Below are 19,200 nucleotides of genomic sequence, written 5' to 3'. Positions count from 1 at the left end.
GATTAAGGACGCCCTGTGACTGGTTTGTTCATTACCCTGGAAGGGCCTGAAGGCGCTGGCAAAAGCACCAACCGCGAGTACCTGGCCGAGCGCCTGCGCAGCCATGGCATCGACGTGGTGCTGACCCGCGAGCCCGGCGGCACGCCGCTGGCCGAACGCATTCGCGAGCTGCTGCTGGCCCCCAGCGATGAAACCATGGACGCCGACACCGAGCTGCTGCTGGTGTTTGCCGCCCGCGCCCAGCATCTGGCCGGTGTCATCCGCCCGGCGCTGGCGCGCGGTGCTGTCGTACTCTGTGACAGATTCACCGATGCCACCTACGCCTATCAAGGCGGCGGCCGTGGCCTGTCTGTCGAGCGCATCGCCGCGCTGGAAACCTTCGTTCAGGGCGACCTGCGTCCGGACATGACCCTGGTGTTCGACTTGCCGGTGGAAATCGGCCTGGCCCGCGCCACCGCTCGCGGTCGGCTGGACCGCTTCGAGCAAGAGGGCCGGGCGTTCTTTGAAGCCGTTCGTAACACTTATCTGAATCGCGCCCAGGCCGCGCCCGAGCGTTATCGCCTGGTGGAAGCGGCGCTGCCGCTGGATCAGGTACAGGCGTCGCTGGATGTGATGCTCCCGGATCTTCTCAAGCTGATGTCGGACCGCCAGAATGGCTGAGGCCTATCCGTGGCAGAACAGCCTCTGGCAGCAACTGGCCGGTCGCACTCAGCACGCCCATGCCTATCTGCTCCATGGCCCGGCCGGTATCGGCAAGCGCGCGCTGGCCGAGCGTCTGATGGCGCTTTTGTTGTGTCAGCAGCCTCAGGGGCTTGAGGCGTGCGGGCACTGCAAGTCGTGCTCGCTGCTGGCGGCAGGGAGCCATCCGGACAACTACGTGCTGGAACCGGAAGAGGCGGACAAGGCGATCAAGGTCGACCAGGTTCGTGATCTGGTGAGTTTCGTGGTCCAGACCGCGCAGATGGGCGGGCGCAAGGTGGTGCTGATCGAGCCGGTGGAGGCGATGAACATCAATGCCGCCAACGCCTTGCTCAAGAGCCTGGAAGAGCCTTCGGGCAATACCGTGCTGTTGCTGGTCAGTCATCAGCCGAGCCGCTTGCTGCCTACCATCAAGAGCCGCTGCGTGCAGCAGGCCTGTCCGTTGCCGAGCGAGGCGATGAGTGTCGCCTGGCTGGCCGATGCCTTGCCTGAGTGCAGCGAAGAAGAACGTCGCGAGTTGCTGACGCTGGCCGCAGGTTCGCCCTTGGCGGCGGTCAAGCTTCAGGCCCAAGGCGTGCGTGAACAGCGCGCACTGGTGGTCGATGGCGTGAAAAAGCTGCTCAAGGGCCAGCAGTCGCCCACCCAACTGGCCGAAGGCTGGAAGGACGTACCGCTGTTGTTGCTGTTCGACTGGTTCTGCGACTGGTCCAACCTGGTGCTGCGCTATCAGTTGACCCAGGATGAAGACGGCCTTGGCCTGGCCGACATGCGCAAGGTGGTGCAGTATCTGGCGCAGAAGTCGGCCCAGGGTAAAGTGCTCGCCATGCAGGACTGGGTGCTGTTGCAGCGTCAGAAAGTGCTGTCCAAAGCGAACCTGAACCGCGTTCTGTTGCTCGAAGCGTTATTGGTGCAGTGGGCATCGCTCACCGGACAGGGTTAGACTGGCCATCTGCATGACATCAGTATTGACCGAGGAAGTTGAGATGAGCGTGCCTCTGAGCCCGGGTCCACGGAATGGCATCCTGTCCCTGACCATCAAGGACAAATCTGTCCTGTATGCCGCGTACATGCCGTTCATCAAGAATGGCGGGCTGTTCATCCCCACCAGCAAGAGCTACAAGCTGGGCGATGAAGTGTTCATGTTGCTTAACCTCATGGACGAGCCGGAAAAGATCCCGGTCGCGGGCAAGGTCACCTGGATCACCCCCAAGGGTGCCCAGGGCAACCGTGCGGCGGGGGTCGGCGTGCAGTTCAACGACGGCGACAACACCGCGCGAAACATGATTGAAAACTATCTGGCGGGCGCCCTGAAGTCCGACCGTCCTACCCATACGATGTAAGTGCTGCGATCCCCATGCTTGTAGATTCCCATTGTCACCTTGATCGTCTCGATCTCACCCAGCACGCAGGCTCGCTCGATCACGCCCTGCAGGCGGCGCGCGAACGGGGCGTCGGGCATTTTCTGTGTATCGGCGTCAGCGCCGACAACGCGGCAGACGTCAAGGCGCTCGCCGAACGCTTCGATGATGTGGATTGCTCGGTCGGCATTCACCCCCTCGACCTCAAGCCAGGCGAAGCGCCGGCACTGGAGTGGCTGCTCAACGAGCTGAATCACCCGCGTGTGGTGGCCATCGGTGAAACGGGCCTGGACTATCACTACGAGCCGGAAGCGGCCGAGCTGCAGCAGGCCTCGTTCCGCTTGCACCTGCAGGCCGCGAGCCAGACGGGCAAGCCGGTCATCATTCATACCCGGGGCGCGCGATCCGACACACTGGACCTGCTGCGTGAAGCGGCCTTGCCTCAGGCAGGCGTGCTGCACTGTTTCACCGAAGACTGGGACATGGCCAAGGCCGCGCTGGACATGGGTTATTACATCTCGCTCTCCGGCATCGTCACCTTCCGCAACGCCGACGCCCTGCGTGACGTGGCCAGTAAAGTGCCCGCGGACCGCCTGCTGGTGGAAACCGATTCGCCGTATCTGGCGCCGATCCCGTATCGCGGCAAGCCCAACTTGCCACAGTACGTGCGTGAAGTGGCTGAATTCCTGGCGATGCTGCGCGGCGAAAGCTATGAGGGCTTCGCCGAGCAGACCACTGAGAACTTCAAGCGCCTGTTTCCTTTGGCGCGGGTGAAGGCCAGCGACTGAGGTCGTCGAATCGCAGGCAAAAAAAACCCGGGTTCTGGGGGGTGAATCCGGGTTAAGACCATTAGGAGTAAAACAAAGACACGCTATCCGTTGGTGCCTTTACCGATGCTGGCACTTGGGGGAGATGCCGCATCAGCGAATTTAAGTATTAGCCAGAATCGGCTGGCGTCCAGCGCGCTGCTGTACGTTTTTTAAACAGATTTGGAATACCCAGTTCCCTGTTGATACCTCAAAGCATGGCAATGCGCTGCACAATGGCCAGTGTCTCTTCGATCACCCGCGATTGTGTATAGAAATGCGGTGAAAAGCGGATGCCAGGGCCTCTTGGCAGGCAAACCACCTGCTCTTGCATCAACGCCTGCCACACCTGCGCAGCCGGCTTCGCATCCAGGCTGAAGGTCAGTATTCCCGAGCGCCTTTCGGTCAGTCGGGATGAATGCAGCACCACCCCCTTGATACTCGCCAGACCCTGCTCAAGCCAGTTCACGCGGTCTATGACGGCTTTTCCTACCTCATCCATGCCAGTTTCTTCCAGCAGTGACAAGCTGGCGTCCAGTGCCATGGCGCCCAAGGTGTTGGGGCTGCCGCATTCGAAGCGCATGGCGCTGGCAGCAGGTTGCCATTCGTTGCGGCCATAGTCGCCGGAGTTTTCCAGCATGTGCCAGCCGTACTCGTGAAGCTTGAGCTGCGGGCGCAACTCCGCACGGCAATAGAAAACGCCCAAGCCTTCGGGGCTGCACATCCATTTATGGCCGTCGGCCATGGCGAAGTCGCACTGACTCGCCTGAACGTCGAAGGGCAGGGCGCCGATATGCTGGATCGCATCGATGCAAAACAACACCTGCCGCTGCTTGCAACCCTGGCCGAGCCGTTCGATGTCCAGCCGCATGCCGGTGGAAAACTGCACCGAGCTGATCGACAGCAGGCGAGTACGAGGACCGCAGGCGGCGAGCAGGGCGGCTTCCGGGTCTTCGCCCTTGAGGCTGACCTGGATGACCTCGACGCCCTGTGGCTTGAGCGCTTCCCACACCACGCGATTGGAGGGGAATTCCTCATCGCTGATGACCACGTTGTCGCCACTTTTCCAGTCAAGGCCAAAAGCGACAAATGACAGGGCTTCCGAGGTGTTTTTGACCAGGGCGATGTCATCGGTCGATGGCGCGTTCAGCAGGCGAGCCAGACGTTCACGAAGGCGATACTCGGCGCGGGTCCAGTCTGGATAGTCCCGCGCGCCCTGTAAAACGTTCTGTTCAGCGAATTTTTGCACGGCAATGGCCGTGCGTTTTGGCCAGGGTCCGACGGCTGCGTGGTTCAGATAACGCAGATCCGGGGCTTGGGCGAATTCGTCGTGAAGCGTAGACATGGTCGGATGTTCCGTGCAATTTGCCGCAATTTAGGCATAATGTGCGGCTTCGATTTTGAACCCGAACAGCCTCTTCCTATGCAGAAAGAACCTCGTAAGGTCCGTGAGTTTCGCCGCCGTGAGCAGGAAATTCTCGACACCGCGTTAAAGCTGTTTCTCGAACAGGGTGAAGACAGCGTCACCGTCGAGATGATTGCTGATGCCGTGGGTATTGGCAAAGGCACGATCTACAAACACTTCAAATCCAAGGCGGAGATCTACCTGCGCCTGATGCTCGACTACGAGCGCGATTTGAACGAGTTGCTGCACTCGGCCGACGTCGACAAGGACAAGGAAGCGCTGTCCCGGGCCTACTTCGAATTCCGCATGCGCGATCCGCAACGCTACCGCCTGTTTGACCGCCTCGAAGAGAAAGTGGTCAAGGGCAACCAGGTTCCGGAGATGGTCGAGCAACTGCACAAGATTCGCGCCTCGAACTTCGAGCACCTGACGCTGCTTATCAAGGGCCGCATCACCGAAGGCAAGCTCGAAGACGTTCCGCCGTATTTCCACTATTGCGCGGCGTGGGCGCTGGTGCATGGCGCGGTGGCGCTGTACCACTCGCCGTTCTGGAGCAATGTGCTGGAAGATCAGGAAGGTTTTTTCCAGTTCCTGATGGACATCGGCGTGCGCATGGGCAACAAGCGCAAGCGCGACCCTGAAGCTGGTCACGACCTCAAGCCGGAAATCTTCGGTAACTGAGTTACCTCAGACGCTTCGCCATTGATGTGATCTGTCCGGAATGACCCTTGCAAAAAGTTGATTTATGAGTCAACTTTTTGCTCGCTGCATTCTTCCCGGAGTTCACCATGATCGTTGATCGCCAAGGCCGACGTTTCCGCAACCTGCGGATCAGTCTGACGGCCGCCTGCAACTATGCCTGTACCTACTGCGTGCCCGACGGCAAGCGGCTGGTGGCTGCGCAGAACGAGCTGTCGGCGGATCAGATGGCCCGTGGCGTGGAGTACCTGATCGAGGCGGCGGGCATCGAGCGATTGCGCATCACCGGTGGCGAGCCGCTGGTGAGCCCGCGTCTTGAAGGTTTCATGGGACAGGTGGGGAAGATGGGGCTGGGTGATATCAGCCTGACCACCAATGGGCAGTTGCTGGCGCGCAAGCTGCCTTTGTTGCTGGAGGCGGGGATTGGGCGGATCAATGTGTCGCTCGACACCCTCGATCCTTCCGCGTTTCGGGCGATTGCGCGGGGCGGCGACCTGGCGACCGTGCTCGATGGCATGGAGCAGGCCAGCGCGGCAGGGATCCGTATCAAGGTCAACATGGTGCCGCTGCGCGGGCAGAATCTGGATCAGGTGCTGCCGCTGCTGGATTACTGCCTGGCCCGCGGCTATGAGCTGCGTTTCATCGAGCTGATGCGGATGGGGCATCTGGCGACTGACCGCAACGGCTTCATCCAGCAGTTCGTCAGCCTTGGGCAGTTGCTGGAACTGATCGGCGAGCGTCACGAATTTCTCCAGGCCGACGCGCCGGTGGATGCGACGGCGGTGCGCTACCGGATTCCGGGCAAAGGTCATTTCGGCGTGATCGCCAACGAAAGCGTGCCGTTCTGCCGCACCTGCTCGCGGTTGCGGCTGTCTTCGACAGGGTGGCTGCATGGCTGCCTGTCATCGAGCAACCGGCATTATGTGGGCGACCTGTTCGACAAACCCCGGCATCAGGCCTTGCCGGCGTTGCAGCGGCTGTTGATAAAAGCGCTGGATGACAAGCAGGCCGTGGCGTTTTCGGGTGGGGCGACGGTGATGAAGATTATTGGCGGGTGAGGCTGAGGCTGTCCCCGGCGGCATACGCCATGAAGATGATCGTTCCCACGCTCCGCGTGGGAATGCATTGTGCGACGCTCCGCGTCTTTGGGTGACGCCGTTGTTGTGGGTATATCCGTTATGGCGGTGGTTGGGGGTTAGGGTTTCGCCCCTTACGGGCGACCTACTTTCCTTACGGGGAAAGTAGGCAAAGCCATTGCGACAGGCTGGGGTCCTTCGGACTTCCCTCGACTCCGGCGCCGTTCCGGGGGCACGCCATGATGGGCCGTCCCTGGCCCGCACGGCTTTCGCGGCATCCATGCCGCTCATCCCCCTCCACGACACCTGCGCTCGGCCTGGCGCCTTAACGTCGCGCTCTGCGGCGCCTGTACCACCGCGCACCAAGATCAAAAGCAAGATCAAAGTCTTTGGTTGTACACCGCCCCGTAGCAGCACGGCTTGCCGGCGGGAGCGATCTCGAGAACGCCATCGCGGGCAAGCGCGCTCCTACGGGGTTGAGGTGACCACACTCGTAGCAGTCCGGCTTGCCGGCGTTGGCGATCTTGTAGACGCTCCCGCCGGCAAGCCGTGCTGCTACGGGATCGGTGGCTTTTTCCAGAGCTGGCGCAAAAGCTGCATTACCCGGCCATTCGCCGGTTTTCCGTCGCCGGACTTTGGAGGAAATAATGCGTAGCCTGGTTTTACTGCTGACGTTTTTGGCTTTGAGCGGCTGCATGCACGTCAGCGATCTGGCTCAGGGTGCCCATGACGAGCTCAGCGATGCGGGTCTTCTGGACCACAGCTCGACGCGTCGGATCAACAATTTCCGCCTGCAACCGGACTCTTTCATCTACATCGCGCAGGGTGCGTTCGCGCCTCCCGGCGGTGCCTACCCGCGGCCGAACGTCGTCGCCGAAGAGGCCTTCAACGGCTTCGTCGAGTATTTCCCGATGGTCCGCCGCGCCCGTGCGCCGGAAGGGCTGGACGAGGCGATGACCGAGGCCCGGGCCGCTGGCGCGCACTATCTGCTGTACACCCGCTTCGCCAAGGCCGACGACCGCATCGGCACCTTCGACGAATGGTCCGACCAGGAAGCGGTCGACCGTCTGGGCATCGACAGTGGCGTGATCCAGCTCATGCTGATCGAAACCAACACCCGCTATTTGATCGACTCGGCGCGCATCCGCAGCCGTGGTGGCCTGTTGACACTTTACGACACCAAGCCTGAAGATTTGCTTGGACCGCCCATGGAGGCTTACGCTCGTTCACTTATGGGGCTGGAATCCCACTGAGGAGCGACGTATGAGTGGTCCGGGCAAGGCCAACGATTTGTTGGCGCAATTACCCAAGACCGGCAAGGGTTTGCCGCCTGTGCATCTGTGGAACCCGGATTTTTGTGGCGATATCGACATGCGTATCGCCCGCGACGGCACCTGGTTCTATCTGGGGACGCCTATCGGCCGCAAGCCGATGGTGCGCCTGTTTTCCACGATCATTCGCCGCGACGGCGATGATTACTTCCTGATCACGCCGGTGGAGAAGGTCGGCATCAAGGTCGACGACGCCCCGTTCGTGGCCGTGCTGTTGCAGGTCGAGGGCGCGGGCGAATCCCAGGTGCTGACCTTCACCACCAACGTCGACGACCAGGTGCAGGCGGGCGCCGAGCATCCGCTGCGCGTGAGCATCGATCCTGCCACCCAGGAACCTGCGCCCTACATTCTGGTGCGCAGCAATCTCGAAGCGCTGATTCATCGCAACGTCTTCTATCAGTTGGTGGATCTGGCGGTAACGCGCATGATCGACGGGCAACGCTGGCTCGGTGTGTGGAGTCATGGCGAGTTTTTCCCCATCGGTCTTGAGCCCTGACCGACTTGCAGCGCGTGCCAGGCCATTTGCCTGGCCTTCATCTCGCGGTTAAAGTGCCGCCCCCCGATTTTTCTGAGGTTTTTCCATGAGCCAGTCCTTTGACATCGCCGTGATCGGCGCCACCGGCACTGTCGGCGAAACCATCGTCCAGATCCTCCAGGAGCGCGACTTTCCGGTCGGCCAGTTGCATCTGTTGGCGAGCGCCGAGTCCGCAGGCAGCTCGGTGCCCTGGCGCGGGAAGAACGTTCGCGTGCGGGAAGTCGATGCCTTCGATTTCAGCACGGTACAGATCGCCTTTTTTGCAGCCAGCGCAGCCGTGACCCGCAGCTACTCCTCGCGGGCCACTGCAGCCGGTTGCGCGGTGATCGATCTGTCCGGCGGGCTGCCGGTGGAGCAGGCGCCGAATCTGGTGCCCGAGGTCAATGGCGATGTGTTGCAGGGCTTGAGTCAGCCATGCCAGGTAGCCTGCCCAAGTTCCAGTGCGGCGGCGCTGGCATTGGTGCTTGGGCCGTTGCGCGGCTTGCTGGAGATTCAACGGGTCAGCGTGACGGCGTGCCTGGCGGTGTCCAGCCAGGGCCGCGAAGGGGTGACGGAGCTGGCGCGCCAGACCGCCGAACTTTTGAACATGCGCCCGCTGGAACCCAAGGTGTTTGACCGGCAGATGGCCTTCAACCTGCTCGCTCAGGTCGGCGCCCCGGACGCGCAAGGCCATGTGCCCCTTGAAAAACGTTTGGTCAGCGAGTTGCGCGAGTTGCTGTCGCTGCCTTTAATCAAGGTCGGCGTGAGCTGCATTCAAGTCCCGGTGTTTTTCGGCGATAGCTTGAGCGTGTCGGTACAGACCACCAGTGCGGTGGACATCGCTGCCATCAGTGCCGCGCTGGACGCTGCCGATGGAATCGACCTGGTAGACGCTGGCGATTATCCGACTCCGGTCGGTGACGCTGTAGGACAGGACGCTGTCTATGTAGGACGTTTGCGCGAGGGAGTCGACGACGCCTGTGAGCTCAATTTCTGGGTGACGTCCGACAATGTGCGCAAGGGCGCGGCGTTGAACGCTGTGCAGGTGGCTGAATTGTTGATAAAAGATGTTTCGTAAAAGATACTTGCCCACAATTCAAAGAATCATTCTAGCTGTGGCGTGTTGACACGCCCTACGCCCTAGCAGGCTTTATCTTCTCGCTCGCCGGGGAAATTTTAAACAAGGGATGGGCTATGGTTCAGGTTCGTAAACTGGTTTTAGCAATCGCTGCGGCTTCGGCGCTGTCATCCGGGATGGCCCAGGCGCTTGGCTTGGGCGGGCTGACCGTCAAGTCGAGCCTGAATCAACCGCTGCTGGCCGAGATCGAACTGACACAGGTGCAGGACCTGAACTCGGCGCAAGTGGTGCCGAGCCTGGCGACCTCAGCTGAATTCGCCCAGGCGGGTGTTGGCCGCATGGCGATCCTCGACGACCTGACGTTCACCCCGGTTGTCAATCCTGCTGGCAAGAGCGTCTTGCGCATCACCTCGACCAAGCCCATTCGTGACCCTTACGTGAAATTCCTTGTGCAGGTGCTCTGGCCGAACGGCCGGGTGCTGCGCGAATACAGCCTGCTGCTGGATCCGCCCAAAGTGCTGCCGCAGGCCGCAGCCGCTGCAGCCGCGGCGCAACTGCCGTCTACCGCACCGGCAGTCGCGCCGGCACAGGCACCCGCCGCACAAGCTCCGGCGCCTGCACCGACGCCTGCACCGGCAACGCCGGCCGAACCCAAATACACCCAGTACACCACCGCCAACAACGACACCTTGTGGGAAATCGCCGAGCGCGTGCGCAACGGCGGTACGGTCCAGCAGACCATGCTGGCGATCCAGGCGCTCAACCCGGATGCCTTCATTGCAGGCAACATTAACCGCCTGAAGAAAGGCCAGGTGTTGCGCCTGCCATCCCCGCAGGAAGTCAGCGCCACGCCACAACCGCGTGCCGTGGCCGAAGTGGCCGAGCAGAACCGTGCCTGGCGTGAAGGCCGTCGCCTGCCAACGGGCGCGCGTCAGGTCGATGCCACCCGTCGCGAGCGTGCCGGCGCTGCGCCGTCGCAGATCGAAGCCAAGGACAACCTCAGCCTGGTCTCGGCCAACAAGCCGGGCGCCAAAGGTGCGGCAGGGGACAACGCCGAACTGAGCAATCAGCTGGCGACCACCCAGGAGAGTCTGGACAGCACCCGCCGCGACAACGCCGAACTGAAAAGCCGCATGAGCGATCTGGAAAGCCAGGTCGACAAACTGCAACGCCTGATCCAGCTGAAAAACGACCAGTTGGCCAAGATGCAGGCCGCAGGTGCCGCCGTTCCGCCGCCGGTGGACAACGCTGCCAGCACCGTCAGCCCCAACAGTGTGACCAACCCGAACAACGCTGCGAACCCGGCGATGCCTGCCGAGATCGTCCCCAAGCCCGCAGCACCCGACACCGCTGGCAAACCGCCGAACGAAATCGCGCCGGAGGATGCGCTGCCGGTCGATGGCGCCAAAGTCAGCAATGCCACCCCGGATCAGCCGCTGGTGGTGCCGCCGGATGCAGCCGCACCGGATGACCGCAGTGCGCTGGACAAGATTCTCGCAAGCCCGCTGCTGATGGGCATCATCGGTGGCGGTGCGCTGCTGGTGCTGCTGTTGCTCCTGCTGCTGTTGGCCCGTCGCCGCAATGCGCTGATCGAGGCCGAGAAGCATCGGCAAATGGCCCGCGCACTGGCCGAAGAGTCCGATTTCGCCGCCGACATGGACATGCCCGAAAGCAGTTTCGAGGGTCTGGAGGTTCCTCCGCCTGCGGTAAAGCAGGCACCGCTGGCGGCCGTCATCATTGAGCCGACCCGCGAACGCCCGGCGGATGTACTGGTACAAGCCGAGATCCACATCGCTTATGGCCGCACCAACCAGGCCGCAGCGCTGCTCGAAGAAGCCATCAAGGAAGAGCCGCAGCGCAGTGACCTGCGTCTGAAGCTGATGGAGATCTACGCCCAGCAGGACAACAAGTCCGGTTTCGTTGCCCAGGAGCGCCAACTGGTCGCGACCGGCAAGAACCACGCTGAAGTCGAACAACTGAAAACCCGCTACCCGGCGATGGCTGCTGCTGCAGCGGCGGCAGCGGGTGTCGCGGCGGCCGCTGCGCTGGCGGCGGAGATGGACGCCAAATACGTCGAGGACCTGCTCAACGACAAGTCCGAGCCTGAAGCGGCCGCTGAACCGGTCAGCGAGCCAGTGACAGAGGCGCCTGAAGATTTCGACACCGCGTTCGACCTGAGCCTGGATGATCTGGAAAGCCCCACGCCGGCCCCGGCGCACGAGACGCCAGTGGCTGATGCCGGGCTGGACGATCTGGATCTGGACGCGCCATTCGGTGGTTCGACCCCCGATGACTTGGATTTCGATTCGATCCTGCGCGAGCAGACCGAAGCCAAGGCCGTTGAGCCCGATGATCTGGCGGACTTCGACCTGAACCTTGCCGAGGATCAGCCTGAGCTCAAGGCCGAAGACGACCATCTGCTGGGCCTGGAAGACGATCTGCGCGATCTGCCGCCATTAGAGGAGACGGCTGATCTGGGTGCGAGCAAACCGGCGGTCGATGACGAACTGGAATTGCCGGCCGATTTCGATCTGTCGCTGGCCGACGAGATGGAAACCGACCACGCCTCTGCGGCGTTCGCTTCGGAAATCGATGATGTCAACGCCGAGCTCGAGCGGCTGTCCCAGAGCCTGGAACAGCCGCCGATGGCCAAGCCGTTCGATGATCCTGCGATGTTCACCGAGGATACACTGGCAGCCGACGACGAGCCGGAGTTCGACTTCCTGTCCGGCACCGACGAGGCGGCGACCAAGCTGGACCTGGCCCGGGCCTACATCGAAATGGGCGACGCCGACGGCGCCCGCGACATCCTCGATGAAGTCGTGGCCGAAGGTGATGACGGGCAGAAAACCGAGGCCCGCGAGATGCTTTCGCGCCTGGCCTGATCGGGCATTATCTGCGCTGCAAAACGACCGCTTCGGCGGTCGTTTTCGTTTTCAGCCTCACCTCCGTTCCCTGCACGGCCCATCACGCCCCGTAGCAGCACGGCTTGCCGGCGGGAGCGGTGTGTCAGTCACCCATGCAGGGGCAGGCATATCGTCCCCCCCGGCAAGCCGTGCTGCTACGGGATGTGTGGTAGCCGTTTGAGAATGGCGTCTTTCGCCGCCATCCGTATAATGGCCGCCCTTGCGCACATCGACAGGCTTCAAGCTCTTGGCAACTACAGATACTCAGGCAGAGACCGCGGCCGCCGAAATGGCCGCCGAAGGCTTTTTCCGAATCGCCCTGGGCGTTGAATACAAAGGTTCTCGCTACAGCGGCTGGCAGCGTCAGTCCACCGGCGTGCTGACCGTTCAGGAAACCCTGGAGAATGCACTGTCCAGGGTCGCCGATTCGCCGGTATCCCTAATGTGCGCCGGGCGCACCGATGCGGGCGTGCATGCCTGTGGCCAGGTGGTGCATTTCGACACCCAGGCGGTGCGCACCATGAAGGCCTGGACCATGGGCGCCAACATCAACTTGCCCCATGACATCAGCGTCACCTGGGCCCAGGAGATGCCTGCGCACTTTCACGCACGCTTCAAGGCCATTGCCCGGCGTTATCGCTACGTCATCTACAACGATCAGATTCGTCCGGCGCACCTGGGCCAGGAAATCACCTGGAACCACCGTCCACTGGACGTCGAGCGCATGGCGCTGGCGGCTGAGTATCTGGTGGGCACCCATGATTTCAGCGCGTTCCGTGCCGGGCAATGCCAGGCCAAGTCGCCGATCAAGCAGCTGCACCATCTGCGGGTGACCCGCCACGGCAAGATGATCGTGCTCGACATTCGCGCCAATGCCTTCCTGCATCACATGGTGCGCAACATCGCCGGTGTACTGATGACCATCGGGGCAGGGGAGCGGCCCATCGAATGGGCCCGTGAAGTGCTGGAGAGCCGGGTGCGTCGAACAGGCGGCGTGACGGCGCATCCGTTCGGGCTGTATCTGGTGCAGGTGGAGTACCGTGACGAGTTCCCGTTGCCCGAGCGTTACATCGGGCCGCATTTTCTGACAGGTTTCTCGGAACTGGACGGCTGACGCCTACACAAGCATTTGCTACCATCCGGGACTTTCGTCGTCTGAGGCCTTCACCACATGTCAGCCGTTCGCAGCAAGATCTGCGGGATTACCCGCATAGAAGACGCGCTGGCCGCTGTCGAGGCGGGTGCCGATGCGATCGGTTTCGTGTTCTATCCCAAGAGCCCGCGGGCGGTCACCATCGAGCAGGCACAGCGCATCATTGCCCAGTTGCCCCCCTTCATCAGTACGGTCGGGCTGTTCGTCAACGCTGACCGCGAGGAGCTGAAGGCGTTGCTGGAAGTGGTGCCCCTGGACCTGATCCAGTTCCACGGCGATGAAACCCCCGAGCAGTGCGAAGGCTACGGCAGGCCATGGATCAAGGCCCTGCGGGTGCAGGCCGGTGACGACATCGCCGCCAGTTGTGCTCTTTACGACAAGGCCAGCGGCATCCTGCTCGACACCTTCGTCGCGGGCGTGCCTGGTGGTACCGGCGAAACTTTCGATTGGGCGCTGATTCCAAAGCAATTGAGCAAACCCATCGTCCTGGCGGGCGGGCTGACTTCGGCTAACGTCTCTCAGGCCATCGCACAGGTACGGCCTTACGCGGTGGATGTCAGCGGCGGGGTAGAAATGTCCCGGGGCATCAAGGATCACGACAAGATCCGTGCGTTCATGAGCGCGGTCCATGGGGCGTGATGTTTTTTAGCGCAGGTATCGCTCGTCGATGTGACGGCAGACAGGCGGTTGCCGTCCACTAGCCTGCGGCCAGGGTTTATGGCTGGCCAAAAATTTAACAGGCGAAGACGTACAAGCGTCTCGCTGCAGGAAATCGAGGGCAGTCTCGAAGAAACGCCGTTCGGCAGGTCAGGCACCTGTGTCGATCGTCGCAGGGTGTTTCGCGAAGCTGCACATGAATTTAGTTTAAGGGCTGGCGTTGGCATTGATTGCCATCGCGTTCCAGCCGTAGGTACTGGAGAAAGAAAGCATGAGCAACTGGTTGGTAGACAAACTGATCCCTTCGATCATGCGTTCCGAGGTGAAAAAAAGCTCGGTACCTGAAGGCCTCTGGCACAAGTGCCCATCGTGCGAGGCGGTGCTGTATCGTCCGGAGCTGGAAAAGACCCTGGACGTCTGCCCCAAGTGCAACCACCACATGCGTATCGGTGCGCGCGCGCGTCTGGACATTTTCCTTGACGTTGAAGGGCGTCAGGAAATCGGTGCAGACCTTGAGCCGGTCGACCGCCTGAAATTCCGCGACAGCAAGAAATACAAGGACCGCCTGGTCGCTTCCCAGAAGCAGACCGGCGAGAAAGACGCCCTGATCTCCATGAGCGGCACCCTGCTGGGCATGCCGGTGGTGTGCAGCGCGTTCGAATTCTCCTTCATGGGCGGCTCGATGGGCGCCATCGTCGGCGAGCGTTTCGTCCAGGCGGCCAACTACGCGCTGGAAAACCGCTGCCCGATGATCTGCTTCGCCGCTTCCGGTGGCGCACGCATGCAGGAAGCGCTGATCTCCCTGATGCAGATGGCCAAGACTTCGGCCGTACTGGCCCGCCTGCGCGAAGAAGGCCTGCCGTTCATCTCCGTGCTGACCGACCCGGTCTACGGTGGTGTGTCGGCGAGCCTGGCAATGCTGGGTGACGTGATCGTTGCCGAGCCCAAGGCACTGATCGGCTTCGCCGGTCCTCGCGTGATCGAGCAGACTGTGCGCGAAAAACTGCCGGAAGGGTTCCAGCGCAGTGAATTCCTGCTGGACCACGGTGCCATCGACATGATCATTTCCCGTCAGGAACTGCGTCCGCGCCTGGGCAACCTGCTGGCGCAGATGATGGGCCTGCCGACGCCGAAATTCGTCGCGCCGAAACTCGAACCAATCGTCGTTCCACCTGCACCGGCCAACATATGACCGCACGCTCTCTGAGCGACTGGCTCAGCTACCTGGAGCAACTGCATCCTTCTGCCATCGACATGGGGCTGGAGCGTTCGCAACAGGTAGCGCAGCAGGCTGGTCTGAGCCGCCCGGCACCTCGCGTCATCACTGTCACCGGCACCAACGGCAAGGGCTCGACCTGCGCCTTCGTTGCCTCGTTGCTGCTGGCGCAAGGGCTGAAGGTCGGTGTCTACAGCTCGCCGCACCTGGTTCGCTATAACGAGCGGGTCCAGTTGCAGGGCGTCGAGGCCACCGATGCACAGCTCTGCCAGGCTTTCGAGGTGATCGAGAAGGCTCGTGGCGATGTTTCCCTGACCTACTTCGAGATGGGCACCCTGGCGGCGTTCTGGCTGTTCGAGCAGGCAGCACTCGATGCTGTAGTGCTTGAGGTTGGCTTGGGCGGGCGGCTGGACGCGGTGAACCTGATTGACGCCGACATGGCGCTGGTCACCAGCATTGGCGTGGATCACGCGGAGTGGCTGGGCAATACCCGCGAATCGGTGGCGTTCGAGAAGGCCGGGATCTTCCGCGAAGGGCGCCCGGCGCTCTGTGGTGATATCGATCCTCCGCAGCCTCTGCTGGACAAGGCTGCCGCGCTGAACTGCCCACTGTCGCTGCGCGGTCGTGATTTCGACCTGGACGTGCAGGCCGCCGGCTGGAACTGGTCGGGCACCGATGCGGGCGGTCAGCGTGTCGAACTGCGCGATCTGCCGTTGCTCGATCTGCCGATGCAGAACGCCGCGCTGGCGCTGCAGGCCTTTCTGCTGATGGACCTGCCCTGGCAGGAGGCCACGATCCGCACCGCGCTGCTGAGCACTCGCGTGACCGGGCGTCTGGATCGTCGCTCGTTCGAGTGGCAGGGCAAACCATTGCACCTGTTGCTGGATGTGGGCCACAACCCGCATGCAGCGGTGTTCCTGGCCCAGCGCCTGGATCAGCGCGCAGTGTCCGGCAAGCGCTTGGCGGTGTTCGGCCTGCTCGGCGACAAGGACTTGCAAGGCGTGCTCACCGAACTCGTGGGCAGCTTCAGCAGTTGGGCGGTGGCGCCATTGCCGACGCCGCGCAGCCGTTCGGAACAGGAAATCGCGCAGGCGTTGCAGAACCTTGGCGCTCAGGTGGCGTCCTACCCGAGTGTCGCACTGGCCCTCGAGGCTCAGTGCGCGCAGGCAACAGCCGACGATGAAATCGTGCTGTTCGGGTCTTTTTATTGCGTCGCCGAGGCCCTGGAATGGCTTGCTGGCACGTCACGGAGGAAGTGACACATGGCTTTGCTGGATAAGGCGTACAAGCAGCGCATGGTTGGCGCATTGGTGTTGATTGCCATTGCGGTGATTTTCCTGCCGATGCTGTTTTCGCGTCAGGACGAAGCGCGTCATGTGCAGGTGGACGCGCCAGCCGCGCCACAGGCGCCTGTCGTGCCTCAGGTCAAGGTCGATCCGGTCGCGGTGCCCGAGCAGCAGCCGCTGCCGCAGGAGCCTGTGCCCAGCGACGAAGAGCTGGCGCAACCCAGCCAGCCCGTGACCAGCCACCAGCCGCCGTCCATGCCAATCGCACCGGCCCCTGCGCCTGCCAAGCCTGCGGCTGCCGCCAAGGCAGCGCCGGCACAGACGCCAGTTCCGGTCCCTGCCAAACCGGCAACCGCTGCACCGGCACCGGCTCCCGCCGCGCCGGCCGCCGAGCCAAGTCGCGTCGATGCCAATGGCCTGTCGGTCACCTGGGCGGTCCAGCTTGCCAGCCTGTCCAACCGCGCCAACGCCGACAACCTGCAGAAAACCCTGCGCACCCAAGGCTACAACGCCTACATTCGCACATCCGATGGCGTGAACCGGGTGTTCGTCGGTCCCTTGATCGAACGCGCCGAGGCCGACCGCCTGCGCGACCAGCTCGACAAGCAGCAGAAGCTCAAGGGCATCGTCGTACGCTTCCAGCCAGAGCGCAAATAACCCGCCGCCGTGCTCCGCTGTAGGAGCGCGCTTGCCCGCGACAGCGCCCGGTCAGACACCACGATTTCGAATGACACCGCGCAATCGCGAGCAAGCTCACTCCTACAGGTCTGGGCCTTGGTGACCGGGCCAAAGTCCAATAGTTCGCCTTTATTGCCCGACACCCGCAATCCCCGCTTACCGCCACGCGCGGGCTCTGCTAAAATGCGCCGCCTCATCAGTCTGTAGGCTGCAACGTGTCATTTACTCCGGTTGACTGGGCAATCATCGCGATTGTCGTCATTTCCGCTTTGATCAGTCTCAAGCGCGGCTTCGTCAAGGAAGCGCTGTCCTTGCTGACCTGGATCATCGCAGGTGCTGTTGCCTGGATGTTTGGCGGTTCGCTGGCCCAGTATCTGGTCAATTACATCGAAACACCGTCGGCGCGCGTCATCGCGGGCTGCACCATTCTTTTCGTCGCCACCCTCTTGGTCGGCGCCATGGTCAACTTTCTGATCGGGGAACTGATTCGCGTCACCGGGCTTTCCGGGACCGATCGTTTTCTGGGCATGGTCTTCGGCGCTGCGCGCGGAGGCCTGCTGGTCGTGGTAGCGGTAGGGCTGTTGAGCCTGGGCCCGGTACAACAGGATCAATGGTGGCAGCAGTCCAGGCTGCTTCCGCAATTTGTCATGGTCGCTGACTGGTCGAAAAACCTGATTCTCGGGATGTCCAGCAAGTGGCTAGCCAGCGGGGTCAGCGTACCTGTTGATATCCCGTTCAAGGATCACCTCCTGCCGTCGGTAACGCCGCAGGATGTGCTCGGTAAATCCAGTTCCACTAAGTAGGGGTTGTGTCGCATGTGTGGCATCGTCGGTATCGTCGGCAAGTCGAACGTCAATCAGGCGCTGTATGACGCGCTCACCGTCCTCCAGCACCGCGGCCAGGACGCTGCCGGTATCGTGACCAGCCACGACGGCAAGTTGTTCCTGCGCAAGGACAACGGTCTGGTCCGTGACGTGTTCCAGCAGCGCCATATGCAGCGCCTGGTCGGTCACATGGGCATTGGTCACGTACGCTATCCAACAGCGGGCAGCTCGACTTCGGCCGAAGCCCAGCCGTTCTACGTCAACTCGCCGTACGGCATCACGTTGGCCCACAACGGCAACCTGACCAACGTCGAGCAACTGGCCAAGGAGATCTACGAATCTGACCTGCGCCACGTCAACACCAATTCCGACTCGGAAGTGTTGCTCAACGTGTTTGCCCACGAGCTGGCCGTTCGCGGCAAGCTGCAGCCGACCGAAGAAGACATCTTCGCGGCAGTCACCGACGTGCACAACCGCTGCCGTGGTGGCTACGCAGTCGTGGCGATGATCACCGGCTACGGCATCGTCGGCTTCCGCGACCCTGACGCCATCCGCCCGATCGTGTTCGGCCAGCGTCATACCGACGAAGGCGTCGAGTACATGATCGCCTCCGAAAGCGTCTCCCTGGACGTGCTGGGCTTCACCCTGATCCGTGACCTGGCCCCGGGCGAAGCGGTGTACATCACCGAAGACGGCAAGCTGCACACCCGCCAGTGCGCTGCCAACCCGAAATACGCGCCGTGCATCTTCGAACACGTCTACCTGGCGCGTCCGGATTCGATCATCGACGGCATCTCGGTCTACAAGGCGCGTCTGCGCATGGGCGAGAAGCTGGCCGACAAGATCCTGCGCGAGCGTCCGGATCACGACATCGACGTGGTCATCCCGATTCCCGACACCAGCCGTACCGCTGCCCTTGAGCTGGCGAACCACCTGGGCGTCAAGTTCCGCGAAGGTTTCGTCAAGAACCGCTACATCGGCCGCACCTTCATCATGCCGGGCCAGGCAGCACGCAAAAAATCCGTGCGCCAGAAGCTCAACGCCATCGAGCTTGAGTTCCGCGGCAAGAACGTGATGCTGGTGGACGACTCCATCGTGCGCGGCACCACCTGCAAGCAGATCATCCAGATGGCCCGCGAAGCCGGCGCCAAGAACGTGTATTTCTGCTCCGCGGCCCCGGCCGTGCGCTTCCCCAACGTCTACGGCATCGACATGCCGAGTGCTCACGAGCTGATCGCTCACAACCGTACCACCCAGGACGTGGCCGACCTCATCGGTGCCGACTGGCTGGTGTATCAGGATCTGAACGACCTGATCGAGGCGGTCAGCGGCAGCAAGAAGATCAAGATCGACAACTTCGATTGCTCGGTCTTCGACGGCAAGTACGTGACCGGTGATATCGACGAGCATTACCTGAACCGGATCGAGCAGGCGCGCAACGACGCCTCCAAGGTCAAGAATCAGGCAGTGAGCGCGATCATCGATCTGTACAACAACTAATTCAGACAAGGAGT

At 62.1% G+C, this 19,200-nt stretch carries 17 protein-coding genes and 1 pseudogene; 17 read left to right on the top strand and 1 reads right to left on the bottom strand.

Annotation, left to right across the window (positions count from 1 at the left end):
- The first annotated feature begins 15 nt into the window (after window positions 1-15).
- From tmk to ACIPO9_RS02265, 4 genes are read left to right on the top strand one after another with little or no spacing between them, the layout of a single operon-like run.
- Complete coding sequence (gene tmk / locus ACIPO9_RS02280; RefSeq protein ID WP_274132192.1) at window positions 16-660, top strand: dTMP kinase; 645 nt, start codon at window positions 16-18, stop codon at window positions 658-660.
- Window positions 653-1,639 (top strand): DNA polymerase III subunit delta', encoded by a 987-nt coding sequence (locus ACIPO9_RS02275; RefSeq protein ID WP_274132191.1) that lies wholly within the window; start codon window positions 653-655, stop codon window positions 1,637-1,639. Before tmk ends, ACIPO9_RS02275 begins: the two co-directional genes overlap by 8 nt.
- 43 nt (window positions 1,640-1,682) lie before the next feature.
- Window positions 1,683-2,039: a PilZ domain-containing protein gene (locus ACIPO9_RS02270; protein WP_037011754.1), complete on the top strand. Its 357-nt coding sequence runs from the start codon at window positions 1,683-1,685 to the stop codon at window positions 2,037-2,039.
- Window positions 2,040-2,053: 14 nt separating this feature from the next.
- Window positions 2,054-2,845 carry a TatD family hydrolase gene (locus ACIPO9_RS02265; protein ID WP_400778646.1) on the top strand — a complete coding sequence of 264 codons (792 nt, stop codon included), beginning with the start codon at window positions 2,054-2,056 and terminating at the stop codon, window positions 2,843-2,845.
- A 229-nt stretch (window positions 2,846-3,074) separates the two neighbouring features.
- On the opposite strand, the gene ACIPO9_RS02260 is transcribed toward ACIPO9_RS02265, so the two are convergent.
- Window positions 3,075-4,208, bottom strand: a complete 1,134-nt coding sequence (locus tag ACIPO9_RS02260; RefSeq protein WP_400778643.1) for an aminotransferase class V-fold PLP-dependent enzyme — start codon at window positions 4,206-4,208, stop codon at window positions 3,075-3,077.
- Window positions 4,209-4,286: 78 nt separating this feature from the next.
- Here ACIPO9_RS02260 and ACIPO9_RS02255 point away from each other — a divergent pair, with 78 nt between their 5' ends.
- From ACIPO9_RS02255 to purF, 13 genes and pseudogenes are all read left to right on the top strand, one after another.
- Window positions 4,287-4,949 (top strand): TetR/AcrR family transcriptional regulator, encoded by a 663-nt coding sequence (locus ACIPO9_RS02255; RefSeq protein ID WP_400604029.1) that lies wholly within the window; start codon window positions 4,287-4,289, stop codon window positions 4,947-4,949.
- Between the two features lie 107 nt (window positions 4,950-5,056).
- On the top strand, window positions 5,057-6,025 hold the full coding sequence (locus ACIPO9_RS02250) for a GTP 3',8-cyclase MoaA (protein ID WP_400604027.1): 969 nt from the start codon (window positions 5,057-5,059) through the stop codon (window positions 6,023-6,025).
- A 665-nt stretch (window positions 6,026-6,690) separates the two neighbouring features.
- The gene (locus ACIPO9_RS02245; protein WP_274132186.1) at window positions 6,691-7,296 is read left to right on the top strand and encodes a DUF4823 domain-containing protein; all 606 of its coding nucleotides are present in this window, start codon (window positions 6,691-6,693) and stop codon (window positions 7,294-7,296) included.
- A 10-nt stretch (window positions 7,297-7,306) separates the two neighbouring features.
- Window positions 7,307-7,870 (top strand): DUF1285 domain-containing protein, encoded by a 564-nt coding sequence (locus ACIPO9_RS02240; RefSeq protein WP_274132185.1) that lies wholly within the window; start codon window positions 7,307-7,309, stop codon window positions 7,868-7,870.
- An 85-nt stretch (window positions 7,871-7,955) separates the two neighbouring features.
- Window positions 7,956-8,966 (top strand): aspartate-semialdehyde dehydrogenase, encoded by a 1,011-nt coding sequence (locus ACIPO9_RS02235; RefSeq protein ID WP_400778640.1) that lies wholly within the window; start codon window positions 7,956-7,958, stop codon window positions 8,964-8,966.
- Between the two features lie 116 nt (window positions 8,967-9,082).
- The gene (locus ACIPO9_RS02230) at window positions 9,083-11,851 is read left to right on the top strand and encodes a FimV/HubP family polar landmark protein (RefSeq protein ID WP_400778637.1); all 2,769 of its coding nucleotides are present in this window, start codon (window positions 9,083-9,085) and stop codon (window positions 11,849-11,851) included.
- A gap of 310 nt (window positions 11,852-12,161) precedes the next feature.
- Window positions 12,162-12,986, top strand: coding sequence for a tRNA pseudouridine(38-40) synthase TruA (truA, locus tag ACIPO9_RS02225; RefSeq protein ID WP_274132332.1), 825 nt, complete (start codon window positions 12,162-12,164; stop codon window positions 12,984-12,986).
- 57 nt (window positions 12,987-13,043) lie between these two features.
- Complete coding sequence (locus ACIPO9_RS02220; RefSeq protein WP_274132182.1) at window positions 13,044-13,664, top strand: phosphoribosylanthranilate isomerase; 621 nt, start codon at window positions 13,044-13,046, stop codon at window positions 13,662-13,664.
- A 289-nt stretch (window positions 13,665-13,953) separates the two neighbouring features.
- Complete coding sequence (gene accD / locus ACIPO9_RS02215; RefSeq protein WP_274132181.1) at window positions 13,954-14,874, top strand: acetyl-CoA carboxylase, carboxyltransferase subunit beta; 921 nt, start codon at window positions 13,954-13,956, stop codon at window positions 14,872-14,874.
- Window positions 14,871-16,177 (top strand): annotated as a pseudogene (gene folC / locus ACIPO9_RS02210) (bifunctional tetrahydrofolate synthase/dihydrofolate synthase). The gene accD and the pseudogene folC overlap by 4 nt, the downstream one beginning before the upstream one ends.
- Window positions 16,161-16,841, top strand: coding sequence for an SPOR domain-containing protein (locus tag ACIPO9_RS02205; RefSeq protein WP_400778633.1), 681 nt, complete (start codon window positions 16,161-16,163; stop codon window positions 16,839-16,841). Before folC ends, ACIPO9_RS02205 begins: the two are co-directional and overlap by 17 nt.
- A gap of 236 nt (window positions 16,842-17,077) precedes the next feature.
- The gene (locus tag ACIPO9_RS02200; protein WP_400778630.1) at window positions 17,078-17,665 is read left to right on the top strand and encodes a CvpA family protein; all 588 of its coding nucleotides are present in this window, start codon (window positions 17,078-17,080) and stop codon (window positions 17,663-17,665) included.
- 12 nt (window positions 17,666-17,677) lie between these two features.
- Window positions 17,678-19,186 carry an amidophosphoribosyltransferase gene (gene purF, locus ACIPO9_RS02195; protein WP_274132178.1) on the top strand — a complete coding sequence of 503 codons (1,509 nt, stop codon included), beginning with the start codon at window positions 17,678-17,680 and terminating at the stop codon, window positions 19,184-19,186.
- Window positions 19,187-19,200 lie beyond the last annotated feature (14 nt).

The organism is Pseudomonas sp. NPDC090203 (assembly GCF_044746765.1).
Lineage (GTDB): Bacteria > Pseudomonadota > Gammaproteobacteria > Pseudomonadales > Pseudomonadaceae > Aquipseudomonas > Aquipseudomonas putida_AD.
Note: the sequence above shows the minus strand (reverse complement) of the source record. Positions and strands in the feature narration are given on the sequence as shown.

Coding starts and splice junctions, on each gene's coding strand:
- truA (WP_274132332.1), top strand. CDS start 12,162: ATGGCCGCCGAAGGCTTTTTCCGAATCGCCCTGGGCGTTGAATACAAA.
- ACIPO9_RS02230 (WP_400778637.1), top strand. CDS start 9,083: ATGGTTCAGGTTCGTAAACTGGTTTTAGCAATCGCTGCGGCTTCGGCG.
- ACIPO9_RS02275 (WP_274132191.1), top strand. CDS start 653: ATGGCTGAGGCCTATCCGTGGCAGAACAGCCTCTGGCAGCAACTGGCC.
- ACIPO9_RS02245 (WP_274132186.1), top strand. CDS start 6,691: ATGCGTAGCCTGGTTTTACTGCTGACGTTTTTGGCTTTGAGCGGCTGC.
- ACIPO9_RS02270 (WP_037011754.1), top strand. CDS start 1,683: ATGAGCGTGCCTCTGAGCCCGGGTCCACGGAATGGCATCCTGTCCCTG.
- ACIPO9_RS02265 (WP_400778646.1), top strand. CDS start 2,054: ATGCTTGTAGATTCCCATTGTCACCTTGATCGTCTCGATCTCACCCAG.
- accD (WP_274132181.1), top strand. CDS start 13,954: ATGAGCAACTGGTTGGTAGACAAACTGATCCCTTCGATCATGCGTTCC.
- ACIPO9_RS02250 (WP_400604027.1), top strand. CDS start 5,057: ATGATCGTTGATCGCCAAGGCCGACGTTTCCGCAACCTGCGGATCAGT.
- ACIPO9_RS02260 (WP_400778643.1), bottom strand. CDS start 4,208: ATGTCTACGCTTCACGACGAATTCGCCCAAGCCCCGGATCTGCGTTAT.
- ACIPO9_RS02220 (WP_274132182.1), top strand. CDS start 13,044: ATGTCAGCCGTTCGCAGCAAGATCTGCGGGATTACCCGCATAGAAGAC.
- ACIPO9_RS02205 (WP_400778633.1), top strand. CDS start 16,161: ATGGCTTTGCTGGATAAGGCGTACAAGCAGCGCATGGTTGGCGCATTG.
- ACIPO9_RS02255 (WP_400604029.1), top strand. CDS start 4,287: ATGCAGAAAGAACCTCGTAAGGTCCGTGAGTTTCGCCGCCGTGAGCAG.
- ACIPO9_RS02240 (WP_274132185.1), top strand. CDS start 7,307: ATGAGTGGTCCGGGCAAGGCCAACGATTTGTTGGCGCAATTACCCAAG.
- purF (WP_274132178.1), top strand. CDS start 17,678: ATGTGTGGCATCGTCGGTATCGTCGGCAAGTCGAACGTCAATCAGGCG.
- ACIPO9_RS02235 (WP_400778640.1), top strand. CDS start 7,956: ATGAGCCAGTCCTTTGACATCGCCGTGATCGGCGCCACCGGCACTGTC.